Genomic DNA, 25,929 nt, shown 5'->3' with positions numbered 1-25,929 from the left:
ATAAGTGGTTGCAAGGAAGTTGATTCCTAAATCAACACCAACGATGTTGTTTACATCTGCGAAATCTAATGTTTGGTACTCTTTTGTCATCGGGATATGTAAGAACCACTTGTTGTACTTATGCACTAATTTAGCAGTACCAAATTTCCAAGTGCTGTTGAAGTATTTCTTCATAGCCTTACGCTCATAATTTAGTTTTAGGCGACCTTCAAGCGTGTTTACACTAAATTGGTTTTTGGTTAGTGAATAATCCCGATTCCAGACTAAATCATATTCTGCAAGTTTGAAGTCAATCAAAGACCATTCATGTCCATTTGATTTAGCCGACTTGTAACGAGCAATTACAGTTTTCATCACAGATTGAGCCATTTGACTTTTTAACCTAAATTGATTTCGTAAATCAGAATAATATAAGTTATTGAGATTTACTTGATTAAGGTTCTTTGTTTCAAATATGTGTTTTGATAACCAATTACAAGCCTTGCGGTAAGCGTTCGTTGTTATCTTTAGACTTTCAGCTTGATTATCGGAAACATGGATTTGTATTTTTGCAGTAATTGTAGGCATTATTTTCACCGCCTTTCACTAATTAAATTGTAACAGATTTTTAGTGAAAGCAAACAACTTAAGTAGAGAAAGTAGGAGGCAAGGTGGAAGTTTCAGATACTTGATGTGGTACAGAATCTTACGATTTTTAACGTACCATACCGTATCTGCCGGCAAATCCTCCCCCACTTATCGTTGGGCTATCGCCCTTCACACGATTGAAGTAGGGGGTATCCTTGCCGATTTTAGATGAATAGGAGATGAAATGTATGCCCCTAAAAAACTACGGTGTGTTAAAAGGTACAGTTATACAATCAAAGATTGGAAAAGGGAAAACACCTCATTATCAAGTTCATTTACAGGGCGAGACAGGAGTAGATTATCGTATTGCAATTAACGTAAAATCGCAAAGTTATCCGTCAGAAGTTTTATATTTTGCGAGTAACAATATTAAGTCAGAGGCGATTCATATTTTACCGACATTACCATTCGGTTTTACAGAAATAAAAAACAATGAACCGAAAGTAGCTTTAGACTACGTAAGAGGTAATGTATTTGATTCGAAACAAATGATTCCTTTACCTGCTGAAAAAGCAGGAGTGGATAATGATTTAAATGAAAAAATAGAACGTTATATAAAACGAGCAATAGAAGAAAAAGCAATTATTTACGCGTTTGGTGAAAGATGGGGACCAGAAGAAAATACACCTGATTCTTACTTTCATTTCGAACCAGGAAACGGGATACATGATATTCACATGAATCAAGGGAATGTAGAGAAATGGAAAGGTGATAATGGTATATGGCAAGACGGAGGAATACTTATTCAATTTGAAAAGGAAGAAGAATGGGTCGGTATTTTTCTTGCCTTCCAATCGCAGTCATGGTGTACGGATGAAGAGGGACATGCTCGTGTGCCGGTTGAGCATTGTGATTATAAGAGAAATAACTAATAAGAGGAGGGCGTTCAAATAGAACGCCCTCCTCTTATTTTATAAAAACCAAAACTAACAAGTGTAGAAAGACAAGAGAACAATAGTGCCACGCTAGAAAACGCAATGAGGTACATATTATACTTCATCACTTTGCCAATTAGTTGGTTACTATCGTACTGAAACAGCCCTGCTATTATATTGAATAAAAATAACACGATAAACATGACGATAATGCCGTCTATTGATCCTTTAATATCTGGTTTACTTAAAGCGATATGTGCAGAAATACAAATGGCGATAAATAAAAATAACCAAAAAGAAGGATTTAATAAATTACTTATTGTAAATAAGCTTTTCAATAATACAAACGTCGACAAGAGCATGTTTTGAACCATTTCTATATTAATAGAAGTAGCAGCGATTGTTTTTTCGAGAGTTGCATTAAATAAGAAATATGAATTTGGTACGAAATAGCGCATTAATAGGATTAATGCAGTAATACCCGAAATAATAGGACCAATTCCAATGAAGAAGTTCCCAATTCGTTGATATACACTTTTATGATTGTATTGATGTTGTACGTAGCCTAAAGCGCCTTGACTTGTATCTGTTGGGAAGAACTGCGTTGCTACAATTTTATGACGAAATAGTACACACATAATGGCATGTCCAAGTTCGTGAATCGGAACACCAATCCACGCAGTCAAAAGGAATCCTTTTCTTCCGAAAGCCCTCGACCAATACATTCGTGTGAGAGATTCTAAATAACCTAATAGAAATCCGATTACAATGATGACTCCAATTAAAGAAAATAATTGAATCACGCTTGTAAGGAGTATTTGAAAAATTGAGTTTACAAATTCCATTGCCTTTCATCCAATCTGTTAAAAATGTTATTTGTTCTGTTTCATAATAGCATTTTTTTTCAAGATTGCTAGCACATATATTTTCTTTCGGAAGAAGGATTTCAGAATCTTTTTCTTGTAGTCATGTTTTATGTCCAAAGTCATATATTGAATTTGTAACACCCTATACGGTATATGGTTAAGGAGGGATGAGAGAATGAAATGTCCGGTGTGTCACACAGAAAATGCAACAGAGGCAAAGTTTTGCGGGAATTGTGGACATTCGTTAACGGAGGGAGCAGTAGCGAGTAGTGCACAGGAAGAAGGTGAGCAACAGGCACGCGTAGCACAAGCAAAGGAAACTCGACCAAATGAAACGGTAGAGCAAGCGAAGCAGTTTGCAAGTGGCTATTTTCAGTTTTTTAAACACGCATTACAAGCACCGACAGCTATTATGAAAAGTGGCAAGGTTGAAGTACGAAATGGAATTGTAAGTCTTGTTCTTATTTGTTTTTTAGGGGCATGTATTTTTTATAGAATGATGAGTGCTGGGGCAGCACTTACGAGAACGTTAGCGCCAGATTTATCTACTCCTTCTTTCTTTGGAGACTCTGTAACGGTCTTTTTATTTTTACTCATTTTAACTTTATTCGTCGGATTTATTATTTTTGTAAGTGGAAAGATGATGAAATCTTCATTTTCATTTCTTGAAGTATTCGGTGTGTGGGGAACGATAACGACGCCAGCTATTGCTATATTAGTTCTTTCTTTTCTGTTTAGCTTTTTATTAATCTTTTTCTTACCAATCTTATTAGGGCTGGCTACAACGTATATGTCAGTTAGTATAATTGTCGCTATAGTAAAGCTAGATAACGGCGGATTAGACCTTATTTATACACTTCTTATCGCAAATGTTTTAATCGGAATTGCAACATTTATTGTGCTGTGGTCTTACATTAGCACGATAATTCAAACCTTTACACAGGTAATAACTGGCCTCTAAAGAAAAGGTGGATGAATGTATGTACAAAGTGTGGGACTCAGTTTGAAGATTGAATCTTATAATGTTGAACTGAATAAATCAAGAGAATAGAACATATGAAAAAGGTACAGTGCACAGCTGTACCTTTTCTATAGTTATTTAGCTGGACCAGGTTCCCTTGAGAAAAAGATATGAAAGAGGAATGTGACTTTGCTTGCTCCTCCTGATGTACTTGCTTGCACATCAGATAAAGAACTAGACGTTAAAGCAGCTTCAGAATGAGGAGGAACGATTATTTTTAGAGTATCATCTGATTCTGAGGATATAGTAACTGTTATTGTATCATCAGAAAAATTTATAATTTTAACTGTACCGACTGGAAAGATAGACTTATTAGCGTGTGATGCAGAAGAGAAACGAGAGGATTTCCAAATAGTTTGTGGGAAAGTGTCATTGTCAGATAACCAAGCGCGAGCGCTGTATAAAGTTGTACTAATGGTAAACTCTTGTTCAAGCGGGAGGGCGGGTTTTGGTTCTCTTGGTTCTTCTGGGAGCTGGACGAGAAGGCCGGCGCACATGTATGTTTCACCTACTTTCAATTGTTACTGTAATAGCATATTAAACATAGTGTTTATAAGACACGACGGCTACCTATTCAGGCATAGGTTTGTGCACAAAATTTGAAGATGAAATTCTCTTTCTTTACAATGGAAGTAGGTGTTATTTCTATAAAATATGGAAAACGTAAAGAGTATGTAAAAAAGAAGGAGTGGTAAAGTGAACTATGTCATTATTGGCGGAGATGCAGCTGGTATGAGTGCAGCTATGCAAATTGTTAGAAACGATGAAAATGCAAATGTTGTGACGTTAGAAAAAGGTGAAATTTATTCGTACGCGCAGTGTGGATTACCGTATGTCATTAGTGGTGCTATCGCTTCAACGGAAAAGTTAATCGCGCGTAATGTAAAGACGTTTCGTGATAAATACGGAATTGATGCGAAAGTACGACATGAAGTAACGAAAGTAGATACGGAAAAGAAAATAGTATACGCAGAGCATACGAAGACGAAAGATGTTTTTGAATTTTCGTATGACCGTTTATTAATTGCGACCGGAGTACGTCCTGTTATGCCAGAATGGGAAGGCCGAGATTTACAAGGTGTTCATCTTTTAAAAACAATTCCGGATGCTGAGTGCATATTAAAAACGCTAGAAACGAATAAAGTTGAAGATGTAACCATTATTGGTGGCGGTGCAATTGGGCTGGAAATGGCAGAAACATTCGTTGAACTTGGTAAGAAAGTAAGAATGATTGAACGAAATGATCATATCGGTACAATTTATGATGGGGATATGGCGGAATATATACATAAAGAAGCAGATAAACATCATATTGAAATTTTAACGAATGAAAATGTAAAAGCATTTAAAGGGAATGAACGAGTAGAAGCAGTTGAAACGGATAAAGGTACGTATAAAGCGGATCTTGTTTTAGTATCTGTCGGAGTGAAACCAAATACTGATTTTCTTGAAGGAACAAATATACGTACAAATCATAAAGGGGCAATCGAGGTAAATGCATATATGCAAACGAATGTGCAGGACGTATATGCAGCTGGTGATTGCGCCACGCATTATCACGTTATAAAAGAAATTCATGATCATATTCCAATCGGAACAACTGCAAATAAACAAGGGCGACTTGCTGGACTAAATATGCTGGATAAACGAAGAGCCTTTAAAGGAACGTTAGGTACAGGTATTATTAAATTTATGGATTTGACGCTTGCAAGAACAGGCTTAAATGAAAAAGAAGCAAAAGGACTACATATCCCGTATAAAACAGTCAAAGTAGATTCGACCAATATGGCGGGCTATTATCCAAATGCGAAACCACTTTACTTAAAATTACTATATCGTTCTGACACGAAACAATTATTAGGTGGACAAGTAATTGGAGAAGAAGGTGTAGATAAACGGATTGATGTAATCGCGATGGCACTTTTCAATAAAATGAGCATTCACGATTTAGAAGATGTCGACTTAAGTTACGCACCACCATATAACAGCGTTTGGGATCCAATTCAGCAAGCGGCAAGACGAGCGGAATAGCACTTTTTTTAGTGCTATTTTTTTCGTTAAAGGATAATCATCATTTTTGTCGAATGAAGAGGGTTGGGAAATAGTTACATATGGGGAAGGGGATTATTAAAAATGTTTGTAACACTGCAAACCGTTCAAGAATCAGAAAAAGAAATATTACGTAATTTGTATGCACTATATCTTCATGACCTTTCTACATTCACTTCTAATATAACGATTGGGGCAAATGGATTTTTTGAATACGAAGATTTACATATGTTTTGGGTAAATGATGGAATCACTCCGTATTTTATTAAAAGTGATAATGAGATTGTAGGATTTTTATTACTACTGGAACGTCCATTTTTGAAGAAGGAAAACGATTTTGGTATAAATGACATTTTCATATTGAATCAGTACAAAGGAAAAGGAATCGGTAAACAAGTTATTGAGAGTTTGCTAAAAGAGAAACGAGGACAATATTTCGTTATCGAACTTGTGAAAAATGTACCAGCTGTTTCTTTTTGGAAGAAAGTATATAGGGAGCTAAACATTGAATTTGATGAGAAAATACAGTTAATCGATGATGAAGAATGTCTCGTTCAAACGTTTGAAATATAATGAAATGGATTCTTTTAGTATATTACTTTGAAATTTAACTTTATTTTGAATATATCTTTCACCCTTGAAAACATAGTATGTATCGCTTATATTGTCATATAGTATTTACTTTAAAACAAAGCAATGAACGAACCAGGGGGCACAGTATGGCAATTAATATGAAAACAATCGAAGAATGGATTGCTGAATCAAACACAAGACATGAAGAAGACTTTGGACACGTTATTGAAGAGATGAAAGAAGTATGCGTCGGACTTGATAATGCGACATTAATTTATACGAAAAATGTATTTTGTTTCGGTAAGAAAGTAGAAGTCTTTTTCTTCTTCCAAGACCATGTCGTGATCGGACAAGAAAAAGACGAATATGTTGAAATTGAAAAATTAAAGTATGATGCCATTACACATAGTAACTTAAAAACAAACGATAAAAATACAACGCTAGAATTAAAGTTTGCTAACGGACAAACTATCAATTTAGATAGTTTAAATGATAACTACGGTACGAAAAACTGGTTATTTGCGAGACAAATAAAGAGCATTTTCAAATTAATCTAGTAAAAAAAGCAGACCTTAAAGGGCCTGCTTTTTTTACGTGGTTCCTATTACACAAAGGCATCCTTTTTCTTCATAGCACTTCACACTTTTAAATCCTGTTTTATAAAATAAGTTTATTAATTCTTCAGTCGTTTTATATTTCTCCATATGATATTGAATTTTGAAAGTTTCAGCTACTAATAAAAAGGATCCGTTCGGCTGTAGGACGCGAAATACTTCTTTTATATCTTGTTCCACATCAGGCCAGAAGTAGTGTGTTTGAAAAGCGGTAATGAGGTTGAAGAAGTTTGTATTGTAAGGAATAGAGGAGACGCTTGCTTGATGAATGATTACTTTTCCTGTTTTTACGTCCTGTATATTGGCTTTCTTTGAGTTTTCAACAGCTTGTTCTGCATAATCAATTCCATATATTTTCCCAAGTGGAATTCGTTTGGAAAGAGTATGTAGCGTTTTACCGCCGCCACAACCAATATCTAAAGTAATCGCATCTTTACGTATATGTATTTTTTGTAAAGCCCAATTTGTTAGTCTCGTATGTGCAGTGTTCATAATACAAAGCATGGAAGAACCAATTGTCCCGCGCGGATTTTTTGCTTGCTGGATTAATCGTTGTAAAATGCTCAAGTTAAACTCTCCTTTTATGTAAGAATATATACTTATTTCGCGTTTTGTAAATTAAGTCCTTTAAAAAAGCACGCCGATAGCCGGCGTGCTTCTAATTACGCAAAGCCCCTTTTAACCAATTCCGTGCTCGATAAGCTCCAACAGGAATTTGAATAAGTGACGTTTCATTCCCAGCCTCTATCCCGTACAACTGATCACATGAATTTGTATCAAAACTAAGTAAAGGATGCCCAGCCATCCCCATTGCGGTCGCGGCGAAAACGAGTTTATGAACGAGTATACCCGCTTCCATTTGGTGAATACGGTATCCTCTGTAGCCTAATGCATTTGTATAGTAATCTTTCTTTCCGACTACATGTAGGCAAAGCGGTACTTGAAAAAGGTTTACATTATCCATCGTCATACTAGATTGTAGGGGATAACGAAGGTCTCCATATCGAAGTGGCTGTATGGAATGCGTTTTACTATTATAAGAATAAGCGCCGTTTTCTATATCTTTTACGTTATAAAAACATCCATATAAGGAAACGCGCGCATTTTCATTTACATACTGACCATCAAGGTCGTTGTAGTAAGGGAAGGAGAGGCTCGCTTCTTGTAGTAAAGTAGCGAGCTCGGCTGCATCCCATTTCGTTAAAATAAAGTCAGCATCAGGGGAATACCGTTTTCTGCAAAGTTGTAAGAAATCATAAGATAAACGCTCTACTTTCGGCAGTTGTACAGCGTGCGCATGATGTTGAAAGTGCTCTTCATGAGCTAGTGTTTGGAACTGTGCTGTCGATTCGATCATAGAAGCTTCATTTATTTTTGTTATCATCGGATACTCATTTACATGCTTTGAGCGAACGAAATGTTCATGTGCTAAAGGCGGAATTTGTTGTAATAGCTCATGAGAAGTAACTGTTTTAATTTCACGGTAATCATTGTGAAACCAATTCGTTTGCGGTTCTGTACTTAAAGGAAGGACAGCATACACGCTTTCTTCGCCTTCTGACAGTCCGAGTAAATGGTTGATTGCCCGGTCTAGAAACTGAAAGTATACGCCATTTGTGTAACCGAATTGTTTGGCACATTCAAGTAATTGTCCGATGAGAACGCCACTATCTAATCCTTGAAGTCGATATGAAAAGTTATTGTATTTAAAGAAGTTTTTCCAAAACATGGTGGATACGAATGCAGCACCAAAACAAGATTGTAAGTTACAACGATTGCCGAGTGCTTCTGTAAGGTAAGAATCGAAATTTCCTTCGCGAATTAAGATAAGTCGGTGATGCGCGGCGTCGTAATGGTAAATGCCGTCTGGATAATCGTCAATTTTTAAATATATATACAATTCATTTGGATATAAAGCGCCGCCTGAAGGGATAGATCTTCGGAATAAAATTTTTTCGCTATTTAGCTGACATAACTGTGTTAAACCAAATGAGCACCAAAGGTAATGACCAATCTCATTCAAAGTAGGTGTAGTAGAAGAGTTAGGTAAAGATAATGGGATTTCTAAAGAGAGAGGAATGATAGGTACATTTCGATATAGTTTATAAGGAAGCGGTGCATCTTCCCAGTCCACTTCCTGATTCGGCATAATTTTATCGATAGAAAAATGGAGATGATGTAAAAAAGTATCTAGCTGCATAAAATCCCCTCCTTTACTATGGAAACGGATGCGGATGTGGATTTAATTGTTCATTCGTTAAAGGTTCATTTGTATACCCAAGTGTCATCGGTACAGTATACACTCTATCCAGTCCTGTAACCCGAGTGAGATGGTGACCGAATGTCATCGGTAGCATGCCTGGAATAATGACTTTTACACAATGTAATCCGTTTTTTTCTATAAGAGGTACTGTTTGATTTACAACGATTACTTCAAGTCCAGTTTGCTCTAGACGGTTTAAAAGTTGATGAAGATCGGATGTTAAATCTAGATCAACTGATTGTAATACATTCATTTCTTGGAACGATTGCACCGGAGCATCGTCACGTAAAAGGAAGTGAAGACGTTCTTCTGCTTTTTTCAATCCGTACAACATACTATGGTCTCCCATTTGGCTAACGAGATAAGGGTCTTGTAAGCAGTTTTCGTAGTGCTCTCTTTTTTGTTCGAGCTCATCGTCTGTTATGAGTAACATGCCTGCTATTTCGTGAATGGCACTCTTTAAAGCACGGACGGGATCCAAATGAGAGCCTCCAGCACAAACAACGTTCATTCCATGTTCACGCGTATTTTTCGCAATTACCCATAAGCTCGGGATACCGTGTTCCATCGTTGCGTTAAAAGCATACAATTCATAACCGGTAATCGTGTACAGCCGCTGGATCATTAATTGTAATTCCGTATCATTTGCTGAACTAAGATCAAGGCGGGGAAGAGGTAATTCAGCATACCAAGTGAGCAAAAAGGCGTCACGCTCTACAACTTCTAAAATGCCGTGAAAAATCGCTTCTTCTAAGCTACCACCAATGGCACAGCCATTTGATGTTTCATATACGTAAGCATCTCGATGACCGAGGCTATAATAAGCGATTGATTCAGGAACTAAAATCGTCCGGTTTTGTGACAATGAATATCCCCATACCCAGTTTTGTTCATAGTCAGGATCAAACGGTTTAAATGGAAAACCATCACGATTATAATGTTCATTTGTATGTACACCGAGCGTAAGGGGATTTAGTGCATAATCCTCTAAATCATGAAAACTACCATGCACATTTGTCTTTTTTCCTCGAGGTGACATACCACAATATCGTTCTAAACCTTCTAAAATGGCAGTTGCTTCACTTATTGCAAATGAAAGAGTTCGGCCTGCAACTCCTTCATTTCCAAACATTAATGGCATGTTTATAATAACGTCAGCAAATGGTAATAAAGAATGCTGCATTTTTCCGTTCAACATACCGACTCGGTAATCTAAATAGTCCTTTGTTAAAAATGTGTTTAGTTCATGAATGGAACGACAGCGATATGTTGCATCATTTGTTTTTAAGCTCGGTTGTAATGAAATCAATGCTGCATCTGCCGTGTCATCAGGCAAATTACTACATACGGGGCAGAGCGGATCTGGAAGAAAAGAATGCCGCGTACATTGCAGTGTTTGTAAGTTTAGTAAAATGAGTTCATTTTCTAAAGAAGAATGAGTATGAGTTAATATTTTCTCTGTTTCTGCGCAAATAAGATGGCACATTTGCAGAATGCCATTTTGGGTGGCACGTACATCACGCCTCGTTACGTTTTCTTCCTTTACCGCATATTTTCGTTGTAGCTCCCACATTTCTTTTTGATCAAATCCAGCGATAAAGCGTCGTCCATCGGCACAATGAGTACATCCCGCTGCAAGAGGATGAATATAAGGACCGATAACCCCTTCACCAAATGAAGTAAAACCACGTAGCCACGGAATATGATTTGACCGGAAAGTTAGCTCAGCGTCATGATGAATCGTAGAAGGAGAGCCGTCGTGTAATACGAGAGCGAGGTCGATATTTTCAGGGATTTCGTCTGCAATTGTGTGTTGCCGAATGATGGAATATTGTTTGCATAATTGATCATGTACATAGTCTGCAAGAAGGCCATCTCCTATAAGTAATATATTTTGAGTCATAGACTATCCTCCTTTGCAATTAAAACCCCGTACACACCATCTAAGTTTTCTTTCAAAAATGATTCAATTGCCAAATCAAATACAAATGGATAGAAATTATGTTCTTCTAAATGTTGTAAGGCGAGCTGTACAGATTGCGTACTTGGAATTTCTTCTTCCTCTTGTATTTCTAATCTAAAAGAATCAGTATCATATAAAATGATAGAGGATTCAGGCAAAATATTAGTTCTGTAAGGAGTCTCTTCATTTTGATTGTGGAGAAGTGATAGTTGTAGTGCGTTTCGTAACGCTAACGTCGTATTAATATTAGATGCACCGTACCAATGATTATTTATACCGACCCAAACGACTGGAAAGCTGAGAATCTCTTCACCCATTGCGATTTTTGGTGTTTCATGAATTGTAGCGAGGGCATCGTAATAAAATCTACAATGTTTATCATGAATTTCAGTTAAGTCGACCGTCGTAATTTCTTCTAGCGTGTGTGACTGTCGCTCATACAATTTGTGATTTAAATGTTGTTGTAATGCCCGGTATACACCCTCTGTCATCGTTTCTCCAGCGCCAATACCGATATCGTTATGTTCAGGGATAAGGCGGTGTATAATTTCTGCTACATAGGTTTCAATTCCTGTTAAAGCAGCTTCTCGGCGCGCTTCGTTATGAGTCAAACCAGCGCAAGTCATAAGAGGCAGGAGGGAAGCAGGGCCATCTGATAGCGGTGTAGCTATTTGAATATTGCATTGTGATAATGGTAATTGATATAAATCTTGTTCATCCCATACATGGAATATACCAGCTTCTTTAGAAGTTAATGAATCGAAAAAACGGAATAATTCAGTTGAAGTATGTTGGCTAGACCGATGCTCAAGTTGTTCAGAAAGGTCTTCTATCGTATCAATTGTAAAACTTTCATCAGTTGCGAGAGGATGTTTTATAAAAGGATGCCATGCTCCTTCGAGTGTTTCATAATTTAATAAAAAGAATTGTGGATTCTTTTCTCGATGTGAGTCATCAGCAACATGCTTAAATAATTCAAAAACGATTATATTTGCTAGCATTGCAGATGTAATAGGAGAGAAGGCGGCTGATGAATTTTCATTTTGTAAAGTCGTTTCATGTAGCCGATGCCATGCGGATTCCCAGCATTCTTCACGATTAGCCATTACGACAGGACCAGCTAAACCAACTGTTGATAAACAAACGGCTGGTATGAAGTTCTTTTCTACTTCCTTGCAAATCGTGTGAGCTGCTCTTAGGCCATCAATATCTCCATTTTGAGAAACGTACAAAATCCAGTCGAAAGGCTCGAACACTTCATGCAGAGGACGATCAATTGTCGTATCTATTTCTTGAACAAGTACAGTATCATCCACTTCATGTGCAAGTTCTATTAGCTCATGAATGCGGTCGTAATTCGTTTCTTCATAATCTGTCACAAGGTAATGAAAGGTAGGTAATCCGGATTCTAATAAAGAAGAAACTAAGGAAGTAAGCATATCTCCAGAACCAATTATAAGGACATTCGCTTTGCGGTACGTTTCGAATTTTAATGCGCCTGAGTGAGAATCTGCTTCTAGAAATTCAATTTGTGAAGCGTATCTATCAAGTAATGCGCTGTTTAATTCGTGAGGTGCGTCTTGACTTACATCACGGACAAATCCATTTGTATATAAAATCTCTCCAATTTCAAGTACACGATTTTGATAGGGAAGAGGGAGACCATCCGTTATTTCTGCTAAAGAATAATTACCGTTAAACATTGGCATTAATTTTTCAATCCAGTTGTAAATTCCATCACCGTCCATACGAAATGAACTGGCGTTATTTCGAAAATAGACACCCCCGTTTGAGTCGGGGAGGAAGAAGGTATCCTTATTTGCTTTCAATTTTGCATGAATTGGAAGGTTACTCATTTTAATCCTCCTTACGTTATAGGCATACATTATTAGCTTATGTCATGCGATTTGTCCCGTATGAACGCAAAAAAGGCTGTAGAATGATTATTCTACAGCCGTTATATAATAGATTATTAATCTATCAACCTTCTAATAATAATGATTTTGGATCTTCAAGCATATCTTTAACAGCAACAAGGAAGCTAACTGCTTCTTTACCATCAACGATACGGTGATCGTAAGATAAAGCGATGTACATCATTGGACGGTTTTCCATACGTTCTGCATCAATGGCAACAGGACGTACTTGGATTTTGTGCATTCCTAAAATACCAACTTGTGGGCTGTTTAGGATCGGTGTTGACATTAGAGAACCGAACACGCCCCCGTTTGTAATTGTAAATGTACCACCTTGTAGTTCTTTTAATGAAAGTTTGTTATCACGTGCTTTTTTACCTAATTCACGAATTTCGCTTTCGATTTCAGCGAAGTTTAATTGGTTCGCATCGCGTACAACTGGAACAACTAATCCATCTGGAGCTGCTACTGCAATACCGATATCATAGAATTTTTTAATGATAAGCTCGTCACCTTGAATTTCAGCATTTAATAATGGGAATTGTTTTAATGCTGCAACAACTGCTTTTGTGAAGAATGACATGAAACCAAGACGTACATCATGTTTTTTCTCGAAAGCGTCTTTACGCTCTTTACGTAATTCCATGATTGCAGTCATATCAACTTCGTTAAATGTTGTTAACATTGCAGATGTTTGTTGAACTTCTACAAGGCGTTTTGCAATTGTTTGACGGCGGCGGGACATTTTCACGCGCTCAACTGGTTTTTCAAATTCAGTTTTTGCAACTGGAGCAGGAGCTGGACTTTTTGGAGCAGCTGGTGCTTCTTTTGGTGCTGCAGCATGAGCTTGTACATCGTGTGGTCTCACACGTCCAAGTGGATCTGTGCTACGTACGTCGTTTAAGTCGATTCCTAATTCACGAGCCATTTTTCTAGCAGCTGGTGATGCGATAGGACGGTTTGTATTTGGTAAACCTTGTAAAGTTGCAGTTTGTTCAGCACTTGGTGCCGCAGCTTTTGGTGCTTCAGCTGTTTCTTGTTTTGGTTGCTCAGCAGCCGGTGCAGGTGTACTTACTGCAACTGGTGCTCCGTTTGCATCTAAAATTGCGATAGTTGCGCCAACTTCAACTGTATCCCCAGGTTCGCCTAGTAACTTCGATACAATACCTGAATCTTCTGCAATGATTTCTACATTGACTTTATCAGTTTCAAGCTCAACAACGCTGCCACCTTTCTCAACTTTGTCGCCTACGTTGATAAGCCATTGTGAGATAGTTCCTTCAGTAATAGATTCTGCAAGCTCAGGTACTTTAATTTCGATCATTTTAAATGTCCTCCCCTTATTTGCCTAACGGTGTGTTTTTTCTTCTTTTGTCTTCGGTAATCTCCATTTGTTAGCCTGACCTTGGGCAGAATATCTGCCCAAGGAACAAGCTAGAAATCTTCATTGTTACTTTTTAGTTGCTGAAAACTTCAATTTCTAGTTTATCTTGACGGAAGTTATACTTTACATCTAAAGCGTGTGCAACAATTAGTTCTTGCTCAGCTTTGTGAGCGAATGGATCGCCGCCAGATGGGCTAGAGCGATCTGGGCGTCCGATGTAACCTGTTTTCACTTTATCTCCAGCTAGTTCGAACAGAATTGGAGCCATGTAATGCCATGCGCCCATATTACGAGGCTCTTCTTGAACCCAAATAATTTCTTCTAAGTTTTTAAAGCGTTTAATAATAGATTGAACTTTCTCAGCAGGGAATGGGTACAGTTGTTCAATACGAACGATATGAATTTCATCTAAGTTGTACTCATGCTTACCAGACTCGATTTCTGCTGCTAAGTCAATCGCCATTTTACCTGTACTTAAAACAAGACGTTTTACTTTGTTTGGTTTTGTACCAAGGTTTTCTTGTTCTAAAGCAGGTTGGAAACGTCCTTCGCTTAATTGACTAGCAGTTGAAAGCGTAAGTGGGTGACGTAATAAACTTTTCGGCGTCATCAATACTAATGGTCGAACAGCTTCTGTTCCTAAGATAGATGCTTGACGACGCAGGATATGGAAGTATTGTGCCGCGCTCGTTAAGTTTGCAACTGTCCAGTTGTTTTCAGCAGCTAACTGTAAGAAACGTTCAGGACGCGCACTAGAGTGCTCTGGTCCTTGACCTTCATAACCGTGTGGTAATAGAAGAACTAAACCAGATTTTTGACCCCATTTTGCTCTTCCTGCTGAAACATATTGATCAAATAATGCTTGCGCAGTATTTGAGAAGTCACCATATTGCGCTTCCCACATAACAAGTGTTTCTGGTGCGAATACGTTATAACCATACTCGTAACCAACAACAGCAGCTTCTGATAACGGACTGTTATGAACAGAGAATGAAGCGTTGATGTTTGGTAAGCGATGTAATGGTGAATATGTTTCATTTGTATCCGTATCGTGTAATACGATGTGACGATGCGCGAATGTACCACGCTGTGAATCTTGACCAGTTAAACGAATTGGCGTACCTTCTTGTAAAATAGAAGCGAATGCTAATGACTCAGCAAGTGCCCATTCAATTTTACCGTTCTCTTCAAGAGCATCTTTACGGCGCTCAAGAATTTTCTTCACTTTCGGATATACGTTAAAGCCTTCTGGCCAAGAGAGTAGACCTTCATTAATTGCACGAAGTGAGTCAAGCTCAACACCAGTATCAATTGGCTGAATACCTTTTGCAACAACATCTGGCACTTTAACGTGAATTGTTGCATCGCTCGTATCAGCTGGTGGTACTTGTGCATAGTCAGATTTTAATTGCTCTTGTATAAACTGTGTAATTGTTTCAATTTCATCTGCATTTAGAACACCAGCAGCTTGTAATTGGTCTGCATAAATTGCTCTTACAGTTGGGTGATTTTTAATCTTTTTGTACACTTGTGGTTGTGTAACTGCTGGGTCATCCATTTCGTTATGACCGTAGCGGCGGTAACCAATTAAATCGATTAAGAAATCTTTTTTGAACAACATGCGATATTGAATTGCAAGATTAGCAGCAGCAAGACAAGCTTCTGGATCATCAGCATTGACGTGAACAATCGGGATATCGAAACCTTTTGCAAGGTCACTTGAATATTTCGTAGAACGAGAATCATAGCTATCAGTCGTAAAACCAACTGCATTGTTTGCAATAACATGAATTGTTCCGCCTGTTTGGTACGCGTTTAATCTGCTTAAGTTGAGTGTCTCAGATACAATACCTTGACCAGGGAATGCAGCATCACCGTGAACTAAAATTACGAATGATTTTGAAGTATCTTGTTCTGGAAGACCAGATTTTTTACGATTTTCTTGAGCCGCACGTGCGAAACCTTCTACAACAGGATTAACGAACTCAAGGTGACTTGGGTTATTTGCTAATGTAACGCGAGTGCTAACTTCCTCGTTACTAACGACTTGTTCTCTACCTAAATGGTATTTCACATCGCCAGTCCAGCCAGAATTTGCTACTGCGCCTTCTATTTTTGCATGTTTGAACTCGGCAAACATGTGACTATATGGTTTTTCTAATACGTGTGCAAGTACGCTTAGACGACCGCGGTGAGCCATACCGATCATGACATCTTCTACGCCGTTTTTAGCACCTTCTAGCACAATTTCATCTAGAACAGGTACAAGCATATCAACGCCCTCGATAGAGAAACGCTTTTGCCCAACGAATGTTTTATGCAAGAATTGCTCGAAACCTTCAACAGCTGTTAAACGTTTTAAAAGAGCAGTTCGTTTTTTATTTGATAGTGGTTGACGCAATGAATTTGATTCCACCATTTGATGCAACCACGCGCGTTCTTCACTATCTTGTATATGAGAAAATTCATAAGCTAAAGTTTGTGTATACACTTCTTTTAATCTATGAATTACATCAAGTGCAGTGTGAATACCTTCTGGTGCATCTTGCCATACTGTTTTTGCTGGAATCGCTTTCAAATCAGCATCGCTCAGTTCGTTCATTGCTTTCTCAAGAAGAGATTGTCCATTTGCAGCATCTTCCATCGGATTGATGTGAGCCAACGTATGCCCGAAAGAACGAATCTGTTCAACAAGTTGAACGACTTTAAGAATTTTTTCAATGTTACCTGTGTTTTGAGGAGAAAAATGTGTTGCTGTGTTGTCCCCTGTTACGACATCATCTTGAAACGAAGGAGCTCCAAAAATTTCAAAAAGCTCTTGTAATTCCGGATCAACAGAACCTGCTCCAGTTACGTAAAGATCATACTGTTCAATAACATAACCAAGGTTCGGACCGTGGAACTTGGCCCAAGGGTTTGTCGTTGTATTCTTCCTCGTCATTTGTTTAAACCTCCCAATGCATATAATCCTTTTTCCATACAAAAAGGTGCATTTTGCTCTTTTCAATAATTGATGAACCAATAATCAATGTAAATGTTTTTCTTTACTCTTATGTTATTACAATAATTTACATAATACCAAACACTATTACTTATCTGTTTTGTAAAAAAACATTCACAATAACTTATCACCCAAGTTAATCTTTCATGTTATAAAGTAATTTTACAGAAAAATAGGGTGGATATATTTGGTATACCTATACAAATAACTAAAATTGTTGCATGTAAATATAAGTATAATAGTTAGAATGTTTCGATAAAAATAAGTTCGAATTATGTATATTGAAATAATAAGCGTTTTCATTGATATTATACAACAATATAACGGAATATAGTATAAAAAATAAAAAATTATGAATTTATCGTAAACTTTATTTAGATAGTGTTAAATATTGAAAGGAAAGTGAAGGATTTCTACAAAAAAAGTTGCTAAACATAAAAAATGCTTCATAAACAGTTAGTTTCTATAAATATGACGAAAAACAGCGTAAAACCAATAACGTATTTCGTGGAATAAAGGGATAAATGAAATATTTTAAAAGGATAAAACAAATATGGAGATATTAAATTTTAAAAAAAGAGAGGTGGAGATATAGTAACAGTTATTTACATTGTTCCATGTTTCATTACAAAATAGACGTGCTGAAATTGAAAAAGTTTCTTCTATATAAATAGCGTGAATAATAATTAAAATGAATGTAAAGGAAACTTGACGTAAAGTTTGCTTTACGTATATACTCGGTATAAGGGAGGAGGGAGAAATTTCCTTGGAAAATAAAATGGTTGAATACCGAAAAAAATTTGGACTATCTCAAGAAAAATTGGCTGAGAAACTTGGCGTTTCCAGACAAACCATCATTTCAATTGAAAAAGGAAAATACGATCCGTCACTTCCGTTAGCATTTGAAATAGCAAAAACATTTCAGACAACGATAGAACATGTATTTATTTATGAAGGAAAAGAAGGGGAGGAGTAAAGATGAATTATTCACAAAAGTACTTCGTAATTATGGGGATTATTTTTCTATTTATGAGTGGATTTATGATACTAACAGGTATAATGACGCATTCTGCACCACCAACTCCAACTTATACAGTGCTTGCGATGATGATTATGTGTTTTTGCTTAAGCTACTTACATCCGCAATTTAAAGAAAAAGACGAGCGGATGAAATTAATTCGTTATAAAGGCATGTTCTTCAGCTTTTTTGCATTAACAGCGTATTATCTTCTTTTCTCTATTGGCTTAAACTTAAATGTTATTACAATATCTGCAGTTGAACTACTGAACATACTTATGGCACTTACGATGAGTACCGTCTTTATCTCGTTTGTTGTTTTGGCAAAAAGATATTAAGATGGAATAGAGAAAGGAAGATTAACATATGCAAATGATGTATGCTTTTGGCATTGGACTTGTATTATTTTTAGCCGTATTCTTATTTATTCGGAAAGACGTGCAAGGCGGGACGTTAACGAAAAGAGGCTTTTATAAAATGATCGGCTGTTTAGTTGTTATGTTTATAGCGATTATCGTAATGATCGTTTTAATAAATCGGTCACTATAGAATATAAAAATGGAACCTTACAGCAGTAAGGTTTTTCTCTTTTTTTGTAAAATCCGAAAATTCCTACTAAATCCATTTACTGTATATAATGGATATTATATAATTTAATAAAATGATAGATAGGGAGAAGAGTATATGAATAAAAAAACTATCTTCTTTTTATTAACATGCCTACTACTTATAGCTAGTATTACTTATATAATATGTAACAAACGAGAACAAGTGCCACCTATGTTAGTATGGGAGGGGCAAGAATACTACATAACAAATGAACCGGCTAAGGCAGAAGAAGTGGGGCAAAGGCTAGGAGAAATAACAAAGAAAATTGAAACAAGTGAAAAACCTATTAAAAATAGTGAATCCAACATATTAAGCGAAAAAACAGAAGTATTCACAATGATAGAAGAAGAGGGGAATCCTCACTCACCCTTAATCATAAAGGAGCTTTATAGTGACGAGTATAGAGTAGTAAGGCCGATGCTAAAGGTACTATAAAATAAAAAGGAGATCTATATGCAAACAGTAACTTCATATCCATGGTCATTAAGAAAAATGTTTGTTTTTTTCCTTTGCTCCATCCTTCCACCAATCGGCGCTATTTATATTTTGAGGAATAGAGAAGCACTACAAAAGAGAGACTTCATTTTATATGTATTATTTGCTGCTATTAATATATCGCTTTGGTTATCGCTTATGATTTTTGATCGGAGTATGTGGATGGTAGCGGGGCATTATGTGCTTGGAGCAATTGTTATTAGTGTTTCGAATATGAATAAGAGATAGGCCAGCAATCTTAAAGTTGCTGGTTTTTATTTTGCTATTTATAATGAAGAAAAATTTCTCCTGCCGTATTCATCATAAACTCGATGGTTGGCTGATTAAATACATGTTGGTTAACTGTTGTTTTCGATGAGTCGAGACATTCAGTCTTCCGCGCCTCTAAAGGGCGTTTGGCTACTAATCTTCAATTTTCTATCCGATTTCGTTGATATCATGCAAACCAGATTTCTTCACGTTTTCTTTGTTTTGAATAAAATCGTTCAATCGCTTTTAAAGAATCGCCATCCTTGATAGTAACTTGATCAAGTGATTTTCGATAATTTGTTACTGCTTTTATTTTACAACTCCTTATTTTCTTTTATAGTAACATATTTGTATGGGATATTATGAGTTGGATAGACGGTAAGGGCAGAAAGTAATATAGAAGAATGGCCACTACATGAACGAATGTGACCATTGGTTTTATAAAAATATAAAAGCAAATAAATAAAAACCGCATCAAACGTTAACTTGACGCGATTTCTGTAGTTATGCCCCCGGAGAAAATCGCTCTCCCTGCTGAGGTATGGAAAAAACCTTGATTTAAAGGGATTTACATGGGGTTGTATATATGAAATTCTATAAAAAAGCCCGAGATGATTTTTTCTAATTGGCCAGATTGTAAGAAACTTATTATTTTGTACCATAAGTTATCCATTATTCCACTAATGAGTAAGAAAGATATAAAGCTTATAAAAAGAATCCGAGGGATAGGGTTCTTACAATTAAGTTTTCTGTGGAGCTTATAAATATAGCTGTCTGCTTTAAAGGTCTTTCTTTTTAAGATTAAATTAATAGTAAAAAAGATTTTATATTTAAGTACATCCCAGATTAACATATACGTTAGTGAAATACCAAATAGTTTTAAAATAATAATTACCATTTCGGTGGTGTTAGACGAGAGAAGGTTAAGGAATCTTGGAATTAAGCCATTAATACCACCATTTATAAATGATTGTTCTACATTAACAACGTTGGATTTATACAGGATGGGGTGTACAAGAGTATAATTTATGGTAAGGAAAACTATCCAAAATATAAATAAAAAAAGTAGAATGTATTTATCAGTAATACCCAATAAAGGGAAACGAACAGTTTTTACTAATATGATAGTAATCAAAAAAGAAAGGAAAATACCTATAATGGCAATTAAAAAACCAACTTCCAATATATCATTTTTATGAATTATAAATAAATAGACTGTAATAGCTGCAACGAACAGTAATATTATAGCTGATTCAATAGCTGGATTTGAAGATGTTCGAACAGTATTGTTTTTGTATTCAGGTGAAGGTGGATTTATTATTATCACAGTAGTTGTATATCGGTATTGTCCCGCTTTATTTATTTCGTTTTTATTTATCTTGAAGAAATGCCGAAAAATAAGTGCGGTAGCAAAAACTAGTACACTATAAATTAAATTAGAGATAAGATTTAGAAAAATAGTTTCTGTCAATTGAAAACACCTCGATTAGTTTTATTACACATAAGAAAAACCCTTGTATATCAAGGGCTTTTAGTATGACCCCGGAGAGGCTCGAACTCACGACCTCCACCCTGTCAAGGTGGCGCTCTCCCTGCTGAGCTACGGGATCTTCAAAAATACTTATGTAATAGCATCTTTAATCATTATGTTAAAGCAATTATATAAAATTAACTGAAATTTTACAATATTTTTTGTGGTAAGTTTTAAAAGGGGAATCATATGCAATTATGCGAGTAGTATCTGAAGGGATAATAATGAGAAAAAACTTAGTAGGATGTAGCGGTCGTATTATTTAAGATATTTATCCAAAGGGTTTTCATCGTTTAAATCAACAAGTAAAGGACATAGGAATAATAGAGGTAGAGCGGCATTAGCATGATGAAAGGTGTCATTAGATAGATGCTGCCTTCCAAAACAATACGGGCAATCTTTTTCAAATGTCAAGAGTATCGACCATACATCTTTTACTTTCCACTTCGTTTTACAATACGTACAACGCGCCATGGAGTTCCTCCTCATTATAAGTTTTCTTCTAGTATATTCCATTCTATTGTACGAAAGTCATTTGTATTTGGTGTGATAAAATGTAAGTTGTTTTATTTTTATGTGAGTTTATTTAGTTATTTATGATCCTTTACATATCGTTTGCTATTTTTGCAGGATGATAGATTTTCAGTTTCAATATGCAAACTGGCCAATATATCCTTTTTACAATTTACTTAAAATCATGTATAACAGAGATACAAGATTATTTTACCCCGCTATTTGCGGGCAGTAAGATCTACCTCAAAACTCAGCGAAAGCAAAGAGGTTAGGTGGGGGATGAAGCCCCCCACTGATTAAAGTTTCACTTTATAATTATTCAGAAGTAGAGGGAGAATTATTGTAATGGTAAGGAAAACGTTCAAGATGCGCGTATCTAAAAATAGAACGATTTCAATTAATGGCTCAATTCTTGATGTGGATGTTACACATGATGAGTTTTTGCAAGAGTTTGTTGAGTGGGTCGATTCTAAAGGTTGGTCGTTTATGGGGATGACAGATGAGATTACACCTGAGGAAGCTAGTCAAAATTTAATAGATTCATTAATTGATGAGAAGGATAAGAAAGAATAATTCTTTCTTATTTTTTATTGTATATTTATGTTATTTATCGTAAAAGTATGATATAGTAAAAAACAGTGAATATTCTTCCAATTTAATACAAATTACATATAGATTGGTATATTCAGTTTTTAAGCTGTGAGAGTATAGTGAAAAGGGAGAGTCATATGGTAAATTTTAAGAAAATTTTGGCTTTTATTACCGTTATTTGTTTATTTTTTTTGACACCTATGACGTTACGTGCTGAGACGAATGTTGGAGTGAATCCAGAACAAGTGGCACCACCACCTAAGGAAGGGCCAAATGTTTTTAGTCAGTTTGCAACTACGATTGATGCGAAAACTGGAGATATTTTGTATGATAAAAACGCACATCATCGTGCATTTCCGGCTAGTATGACGAAAGTGTTAACGGCGATTTTACTTATGGAGCATACGAAGCCAGAGGATCAATTTACGTTTTCACAATTAGCATTAGATCAAGAGAAGAGTAATTATCAAATTGAGTTTCAACCTGGTGAGACGATTAATAGAAATACTGCACTTATGATTTTAATGGTGCTAAGTGCGAATGATGTGTCATATGCAATTGCAGAGCGTATTGGCGGAAGTGTTGAGAATTTCGCTAATATGATGAATGAGAGAGCGAAGCAATTAGGGGCTACCGATAGTCATTTTGTAACACCAAATGGATTGCATGATCCGAACCATTATACTACGCCATATGATATGGCTATGATTACGAGAGGTGTGCAAAAGTACCCTGAGATTTTGCAAGCAATGAATACAAAAAGGACGACAGTTACGACATCTAGGCAGACGGTGTCTATTTTTAATAAATCTACTTATTTTGAAAATCCATTTAGTATTGGCGGTAAGACAGGTTTTACAAATGAAGCGCGCAATACGCTCGTTTTATTAAATGAGAAGGATGGAAATCGTATTATAAATGTAGTAATGGCTTCTCAAAGACCTGAAATTTATGAAGATTTAAAGCAGATGGCGGACTATTCTTTTGGTCAATTTGTGAAGCAAACTGTACTAGATAAACATAGTTGGCATCAAAAGACAACGTATTTAAATAAAGATATTGATAGCGAGCTTGAAAAAAGTGCAGAACTTATGCTTAAGAAAGATGAAGGGAAAAATGTGAGGACGATTTTCCGTGCGGCTTCATTAGATAAAGATTCTTTGTATCATAAAGGAATTCATCGTGGTGAGGTAGTTGGGGCAGTTGATATCACGAAGAATAATCAAACAATTGCGACGGTTAATGTTCTTTCTAAAGAAGATGTTACTTTTGCAATGCCTAAAAGAGATACGATCGAGCCTGAAGTAAACGAATCAAACGTGAAAATAATAAGTATTGGGATAGGTGCTGCCATATTATTTGGAGCCATTTTATTTGTAGTGCTACGCCGAAATACAAAAGGAATGAAATCAGAAGAAAAATAAATTACTAGTTTAAAGGGCTGTGAAGAGAATTTGTCACAGTCCTTTTTATATTATAAATAACTAATAATTGTAAATTTTCTTATTGCATTTCCATTTCGTTCGTTATATTATTTACTTGTGTTCTTGTTAAAGAACAAAGGTGAATATTGCATACTTCAAATAATATAAAACAACGGAGAGGGAGAGAAACAATGAAATTAATTTGGAAGGTGATTAGCAACGTTATCTCATTTGTTTTATTTGCATTAATGGTTTGCTTAGCTTTTGTAGTTATTTCTTCAAAAGCTAGCGGTGGGGATCCAACGGTGATGGGATATCAATTTAAATCAGTGTTATCAGGATCGATGGAACCAACATTTTTAACAGGATCAATCATTGCGATAGAACCGACGAAAGATGGCTCTAAATATCAAAAAGGTGATGTTATTACTTTTAAAGAGAAAGATGAAAAAATTATCACTCACCGTATTATCGGTGTGAAAGATACAAATGGAAAAGTAATATATGAAACAAAAGGGGATAACAACAATGGCCCTGATTTAGAACCAGTACTTGCGGATAATGTCATTGGGAAATATGCAGATATTACAGTTCCTTATGCAGGGTATGCATTAAATTATGCGAATTCAAAAGCTGGAGCTGCTTTACTTCTTATTATTCCAGGAATCTTTTTACTAGGCTATTCAGCGATTACTATTTTTAGTGCGATTCGTAGCATTGATGGAGAAAAGAAAGAGAAAAAAGTAGAACAATCCGTCTAGTTATTTTGGTTATAGTTTCCTATTAGGAAATTAACAAATATATATTAAGGGGATATGGACATGACTTTAAAGAAAAAATTAGGAATGGGTATCGCATCAGCAGTATTAGGGGCTGCATTAGTTGGCGGAGGAACGTTTGCATTTTTCAGTGATAAAGAAGTGTCAAACAATACATTTGCGGCTGGTACGCTGGATTTAGCATTAAATCCATCAACAGTTGTTAATGTATCCAATTTAAAACCTGGTGATACAGTTGAAAAAGAATTTAAATTAGAAAATAAAGGGACATTAGATATTAAAAAAGTACTACTAAAAACAGATTATACAGTAGAAGATGTGAAGAAAGATAATAAAGATGATTTTGGTAAGCATATTAAAGTAACATTCTTAAAAAATGTAGACAAGCATGAAACAATCGTAAAGGAAACAACGCTAGATAAATTGAAGGGTGACACACTTACTGCGGTAAATAACGATTTAGCTGCTTGGTTCTGGGATGAAAAAGGTATTTCTGCAGGTAAATCTGATAAATTCAAAGTGAAATTTGAGTTTGTTGATAATAAAAAAGATCAAAATGAATTCCAAGGCGATAAGTTACAATTAACTTGGACGTTTGATGCACAACAAGGCGATGCTGAAGGAAAACAATAAGGACAACAAAAAGAGACTATCGAAAGTGATAGTCTCTTTTTCTGCTAAAAGTGAAATGTAAAAAGAAACATAATTTGTATATCATTTTGTAATTCACTTTATTATAATAAAGATATAGTTCTTTATAAAGAACAAGTTGTTCGATAGGAGAGATTAAAATGCTGAAGCCACCTCGCAAATTCAAAAAGATGCTTATATTGCCATGTTTGTGTTCTATTACTTTTTATTTAGGCTCTCAAATGATGACTTATACAGAAGCGTCATTCGTTCATGAAACGAAAGTAACGGCTACAATTTCGACAGCAAGTATTTTTCCAAAAACAGTTGATCAATTGATAGAACAAGCTAAGGAACATAAGGAAGTCATTTTGCATGAGTATGAAGGGATGAAATCAAAAGAAACTGCTACCTCCATTCAAGAGTTAGAACAGGTGCTTATTACGTGGAAGCAAGGGCGGGAGAAAATAACTGCTGAGAGAGAAGCGTTACAAAAAGTATATAAATCAATAGAAGAACCTTATAATCAAGTGCAAGAAGAGTTAAAAGGAAATACAACTGAATCGAATAAGCAAGTATTCTCGTATGTGAATGCTGGCTTCCATATAGTAAAAGAAAACTGTGAGTATATTGATAAAGAAGTTAATTTACAAGTGATTGATAAACAAATTCAAGATTTTGAGAAGTTACTAGTAGATGAAACAGCAAAACAAGTGAGTGAGGCTGAGAAGCAAAAGGAACTAGAAGAGAAGAAACAAGAAGAAGCGAAAAAGCTAGAAGAGAAGAAACAAGAGGAAGCAAAAAAACTAGAAGAGAAGAAACAAGAAGAAGCAAAAAAACTAGAAGAGAAGAAACAAGAAGAAGCAAAAAAACTAGAAGAGAAGAAACAAGAGGAAGCGAAAAAGCTAGAAGGGAAGAAACAAGAGGAAACGAAAAAA

The 25,929-nt window shown here is 35.9% G+C and carries 26 protein-coding genes and 1 tRNA gene; 15 read left to right on the top strand and 12 right to left on the bottom strand.

The window, feature by feature from the left end; genetic code table 11:
- The coding region (locus MR083_RS20860) for a nuclease/transposase family protein (RefSeq protein WP_472927151.1) at positions 1–567 on the bottom strand (567 nt) is incomplete at its 3' end.
- Between the two features lie 248 nt (positions 568–815).
- Between MR083_RS20860 and MR083_RS20855 the strand changes: the two genes are divergently transcribed.
- Positions 816–1,499: a DUF2278 family protein gene (locus MR083_RS20855; RefSeq protein WP_001128607.1), complete on the top strand. Its 684-nt coding sequence runs from the start codon at positions 816–818 to the stop codon at positions 1,497–1,499.
- 14 nt (positions 1,500–1,513) lie between these two features.
- Here MR083_RS20855 and MR083_RS20850 read toward each other — a convergent pair whose 3' ends face one another.
- A complete protein-coding gene (locus MR083_RS20850; RefSeq protein WP_242269792.1) occupies positions 1,514–2,347 on the bottom strand; it encodes a hypothetical protein in 834 nt (277 codons plus the stop codon).
- 196 nt (positions 2,348–2,543) lie between these two features.
- Between MR083_RS20850 and MR083_RS20845 the strand changes: the two genes are divergently transcribed.
- Complete coding sequence (locus MR083_RS20845; RefSeq protein ID WP_242269791.1) at positions 2,544–3,329, top strand: zinc ribbon domain-containing protein; 786 nt, start codon at positions 2,544–2,546, stop codon at positions 3,327–3,329.
- A 134-nt stretch (positions 3,330–3,463) separates the two neighbouring features.
- Here the strand turns inward: MR083_RS20845 and MR083_RS20840 are convergent, their stop codons facing one another.
- Positions 3,464–3,886 carry a hypothetical protein gene (locus MR083_RS20840; RefSeq protein WP_000332425.1) on the bottom strand — a complete coding sequence of 141 codons (423 nt, stop codon included), beginning with the start codon at positions 3,884–3,886 and terminating at the stop codon, positions 3,464–3,466.
- Between the two features lie 199 nt (positions 3,887–4,085).
- Between MR083_RS20840 and MR083_RS20835 the strand changes: the two genes are divergently transcribed.
- From MR083_RS20835 to MR083_RS20825, 3 genes are all read left to right on the top strand, one after another.
- A complete protein-coding gene (locus MR083_RS20835) occupies positions 4,086–5,420 on the top strand; it encodes an FAD-dependent oxidoreductase (protein ID WP_001110213.1) in 1,335 nt (444 codons plus the stop codon).
- Between the two features lie 102 nt (positions 5,421–5,522).
- Complete coding sequence (locus MR083_RS20830; RefSeq protein ID WP_000498241.1) at positions 5,523–6,011, top strand: GNAT family N-acetyltransferase; 489 nt, start codon at positions 5,523–5,525, stop codon at positions 6,009–6,011.
- Positions 6,012–6,157: 146 nt separating this feature from the next.
- Positions 6,158–6,568 (top strand): DUF3908 family protein, encoded by a 411-nt coding sequence (locus tag MR083_RS20825; protein ID WP_000996804.1) that lies wholly within the window; start codon positions 6,158–6,160, stop codon positions 6,566–6,568.
- 33 nt (positions 6,569–6,601) lie between these two features.
- Here MR083_RS20825 and MR083_RS20820 read toward each other — a convergent pair whose 3' ends face one another.
- The 6 genes from MR083_RS20820 to odhA all read right to left on the bottom strand — a co-directional run bounded on the left by MR083_RS20820 (position 6,602) and on the right by odhA (position 17,092).
- Complete coding sequence (locus MR083_RS20820) at positions 6,602–7,192, bottom strand: class I SAM-dependent methyltransferase (RefSeq protein ID WP_000025742.1); 591 nt, start codon at positions 7,190–7,192, stop codon at positions 6,602–6,604.
- 91 nt (positions 7,193–7,283) lie between these two features.
- Complete coding sequence (locus MR083_RS20815) at positions 7,284–8,825, bottom strand: SagB family peptide dehydrogenase (protein ID WP_242269790.1); 1,542 nt, start codon at positions 8,823–8,825, stop codon at positions 7,284–7,286.
- A gap of 16 nt (positions 8,826–8,841) precedes the next feature.
- Positions 8,842–10,791, bottom strand: coding sequence for a TOMM precursor leader peptide-binding protein (locus MR083_RS20810; RefSeq protein ID WP_242269789.1), 1,950 nt, complete (start codon positions 10,789–10,791; stop codon positions 8,842–8,844).
- Entirely contained in the window at positions 10,788–12,707 is a 1,920-nt protein-coding gene (locus tag MR083_RS20805; RefSeq protein WP_242269788.1) for a putative thiazole-containing bacteriocin maturation protein, read from the bottom strand. Before MR083_RS20805 ends, MR083_RS20810 begins: the two co-directional genes overlap by 4 nt.
- 124 nt (positions 12,708–12,831) lie before the next feature.
- Positions 12,832–14,091: a 2-oxoglutarate dehydrogenase complex dihydrolipoyllysine-residue succinyltransferase gene (odhB, locus tag MR083_RS20800; RefSeq protein ID WP_000569897.1), complete on the bottom strand. Its 1,260-nt coding sequence runs from the start codon at positions 14,089–14,091 to the stop codon at positions 12,832–12,834.
- Positions 14,092–14,224: 133 nt separating this feature from the next.
- Positions 14,225–17,092, bottom strand: coding sequence for a 2-oxoglutarate dehydrogenase E1 component (gene odhA, locus MR083_RS20795; RefSeq protein ID WP_242269787.1), 2,868 nt, complete (start codon positions 17,090–17,092; stop codon positions 14,225–14,227).
- An 826-nt stretch (positions 17,093–17,918) separates the two neighbouring features.
- On the opposite strand from odhA, the gene MR083_RS20790 reads away from it, so the two are divergent.
- The 5 genes from MR083_RS20790 (at position 17,919) to MR083_RS20770 (ending at position 19,502) form a co-directional block, all read left to right on the top strand.
- Complete coding sequence (locus MR083_RS20790; RefSeq protein ID WP_000428510.1) at positions 17,919–18,128, top strand: helix-turn-helix transcriptional regulator; 210 nt, start codon at positions 17,919–17,921, stop codon at positions 18,126–18,128.
- Between the two features lie 2 nt (positions 18,129–18,130).
- Complete coding sequence (locus MR083_RS20785) at positions 18,131–18,508, top strand: permease (protein WP_242269786.1); 378 nt, start codon at positions 18,131–18,133, stop codon at positions 18,506–18,508.
- 28 nt (positions 18,509–18,536) lie between these two features.
- Entirely contained in the window at positions 18,537–18,719 is a 183-nt protein-coding gene (locus MR083_RS20780) for a DUF3976 domain-containing protein (RefSeq protein ID WP_001178301.1), read from the top strand.
- A 135-nt stretch (positions 18,720–18,854) separates the two neighbouring features.
- Entirely contained in the window at positions 18,855–19,214 is a 360-nt protein-coding gene (locus MR083_RS20775) for a hypothetical protein (protein WP_001036555.1), read from the top strand.
- Between the two features lie 18 nt (positions 19,215–19,232).
- Positions 19,233–19,502, top strand: coding sequence for a hypothetical protein (locus MR083_RS20770; protein ID WP_242269785.1), 270 nt, complete (start codon positions 19,233–19,235; stop codon positions 19,500–19,502).
- A 589-nt stretch (positions 19,503–20,091) separates the two neighbouring features.
- Here the strand turns inward: MR083_RS20770 and MR083_RS20765 are convergent.
- From MR083_RS20765 to MR083_RS20755, 3 genes are all read right to left on the bottom strand, one after another.
- Positions 20,092–20,994 carry a hypothetical protein gene (locus tag MR083_RS20765; protein WP_242269784.1) on the bottom strand — a complete coding sequence of 301 codons (903 nt, stop codon included), beginning with the start codon at positions 20,992–20,994 and terminating at the stop codon, positions 20,092–20,094.
- 66 nt (positions 20,995–21,060) lie between these two features.
- Positions 21,061–21,133 (bottom strand) — tRNA-Val (locus tag MR083_RS20760).
- Positions 21,134–21,312: 179 nt separating this feature from the next.
- Positions 21,313–21,528 (bottom strand): hypothetical protein, encoded by a 216-nt coding sequence (locus MR083_RS20755; protein WP_242269783.1) that lies wholly within the window; start codon positions 21,526–21,528, stop codon positions 21,313–21,315.
- A gap of 384 nt (positions 21,529–21,912) precedes the next feature.
- On the opposite strand from MR083_RS20755, the gene MR083_RS20750 reads away from it, so the two are divergent.
- The 5 genes from MR083_RS20750 to MR083_RS20730 form a co-directional block, all read left to right on the top strand.
- On the top strand, positions 21,913–22,140 hold the full coding sequence (locus MR083_RS20750; RefSeq protein ID WP_000251858.1) for a hypothetical protein: 228 nt from the start codon (positions 21,913–21,915) through the stop codon (positions 22,138–22,140).
- A 155-nt stretch (positions 22,141–22,295) separates the two neighbouring features.
- Positions 22,296–23,582 carry a D-alanyl-D-alanine carboxypeptidase family protein gene (locus MR083_RS20745; protein WP_242269782.1) on the top strand — a complete coding sequence of 429 codons (1,287 nt, stop codon included), beginning with the start codon at positions 22,296–22,298 and terminating at the stop codon, positions 23,580–23,582.
- A 191-nt stretch (positions 23,583–23,773) separates the two neighbouring features.
- Positions 23,774–24,343 (top strand): signal peptidase I SipW, encoded by a 570-nt coding sequence (gene sipW / locus MR083_RS20740; protein ID WP_242269781.1) that lies wholly within the window; start codon positions 23,774–23,776, stop codon positions 24,341–24,343.
- A gap of 60 nt (positions 24,344–24,403) precedes the next feature.
- Complete coding sequence (locus MR083_RS20735) at positions 24,404–24,994, top strand: CalY family protein (RefSeq protein WP_098556540.1); 591 nt, start codon at positions 24,404–24,406, stop codon at positions 24,992–24,994.
- A 158-nt stretch (positions 24,995–25,152) separates the two neighbouring features.
- Positions 25,153–25,929: DUF4047 domain-containing protein (locus MR083_RS20730; RefSeq protein ID WP_242269780.1), on the top strand; the 777-nt coding region annotated here is incomplete at its 3' end.

Origin of the sequence: Bacillus cereus group sp. BfR-BA-01408 (assembly GCF_022663305.1) — a bacterium.
Classification (GTDB): Bacteria; Bacillota; Bacilli; order Bacillales; family Bacillaceae_G; genus Bacillus_A; species Bacillus_A pacificus.
The sequence above is the reverse complement of the archived record's forward strand: the minus strand, read 5'-3'. Positions and strand labels throughout refer to the sequence as shown.

What these genes read in the sequence shown, in the direction of transcription:
- MR083_RS20855 (WP_001128607.1), top strand. Translation starts at nt 816, where the DNA reads ATGCCCCTAAAAAACTACGGTGTGTTAAAAGGTACAGTTATACAATCA.
- MR083_RS20850 (WP_242269792.1), bottom strand. Translation starts at nt 2,347, where the DNA reads ATGGAATTTGTAAACTCAATTTTTCAAATACTCCTTACAAGCGTGATT.
- MR083_RS20845 (WP_242269791.1), top strand. Translation starts at nt 2,544, where the DNA reads ATGAAATGTCCGGTGTGTCACACAGAAAATGCAACAGAGGCAAAGTTT.
- MR083_RS20840 (WP_000332425.1), bottom strand. Translation starts at nt 3,886, where the DNA reads ATGTGCGCCGGCCTTCTCGTCCAGCTCCCAGAAGAACCAAGAGAACCA.
- MR083_RS20830 (WP_000498241.1), top strand. Translation starts at nt 5,523, where the DNA reads ATGTTTGTAACACTGCAAACCGTTCAAGAATCAGAAAAAGAAATATTA.
- MR083_RS20825 (WP_000996804.1), top strand. Translation starts at nt 6,158, where the DNA reads ATGGCAATTAATATGAAAACAATCGAAGAATGGATTGCTGAATCAAAC.
- MR083_RS20815 (WP_242269790.1), bottom strand. Translation starts at nt 8,825, where the DNA reads ATGCAGCTAGATACTTTTTTACATCATCTCCATTTTTCTATCGATAAA.
- MR083_RS20810 (WP_242269789.1), bottom strand. Translation starts at nt 10,791, where the DNA reads ATGACTCAAAATATATTACTTATAGGAGATGGCCTTCTTGCAGACTAT.
- MR083_RS20805 (WP_242269788.1), bottom strand. Translation starts at nt 12,707, where the DNA reads ATGAGTAACCTTCCAATTCATGCAAAATTGAAAGCAAATAAGGATACC.
- odhB (WP_000569897.1), bottom strand. Translation starts at nt 14,091, where the DNA reads ATGATCGAAATTAAAGTACCTGAGCTTGCAGAATCTATTACTGAAGGA.
- odhA (WP_242269787.1), bottom strand. Translation starts at nt 17,092, where the DNA reads ATGACGAGGAAGAATACAACGACAAACCCTTGGGCCAAGTTCCACGGT.
- MR083_RS20785 (WP_242269786.1), top strand. Translation starts at nt 18,131, where the DNA reads ATGAATTATTCACAAAAGTACTTCGTAATTATGGGGATTATTTTTCTA.
- MR083_RS20780 (WP_001178301.1), top strand. Translation starts at nt 18,537, where the DNA reads ATGCAAATGATGTATGCTTTTGGCATTGGACTTGTATTATTTTTAGCC.
- MR083_RS20775 (WP_001036555.1), top strand. Translation starts at nt 18,855, where the DNA reads ATGAATAAAAAAACTATCTTCTTTTTATTAACATGCCTACTACTTATA.
- MR083_RS20770 (WP_242269785.1), top strand. Translation starts at nt 19,233, where the DNA reads ATGCAAACAGTAACTTCATATCCATGGTCATTAAGAAAAATGTTTGTT.
- MR083_RS20755 (WP_242269783.1), bottom strand. Translation starts at nt 21,528, where the DNA reads ATGGCGCGTTGTACGTATTGTAAAACGAAGTGGAAAGTAAAAGATGTA.
- MR083_RS20750 (WP_000251858.1), top strand. Translation starts at nt 21,913, where the DNA reads ATGGTAAGGAAAACGTTCAAGATGCGCGTATCTAAAAATAGAACGATT.
- MR083_RS20745 (WP_242269782.1), top strand. Translation starts at nt 22,296, where the DNA reads ATGGTAAATTTTAAGAAAATTTTGGCTTTTATTACCGTTATTTGTTTA.
- sipW (WP_242269781.1), top strand. Translation starts at nt 23,774, where the DNA reads ATGAAATTAATTTGGAAGGTGATTAGCAACGTTATCTCATTTGTTTTA.
- MR083_RS20735 (WP_098556540.1), top strand. Translation starts at nt 24,404, where the DNA reads ATGACTTTAAAGAAAAAATTAGGAATGGGTATCGCATCAGCAGTATTA.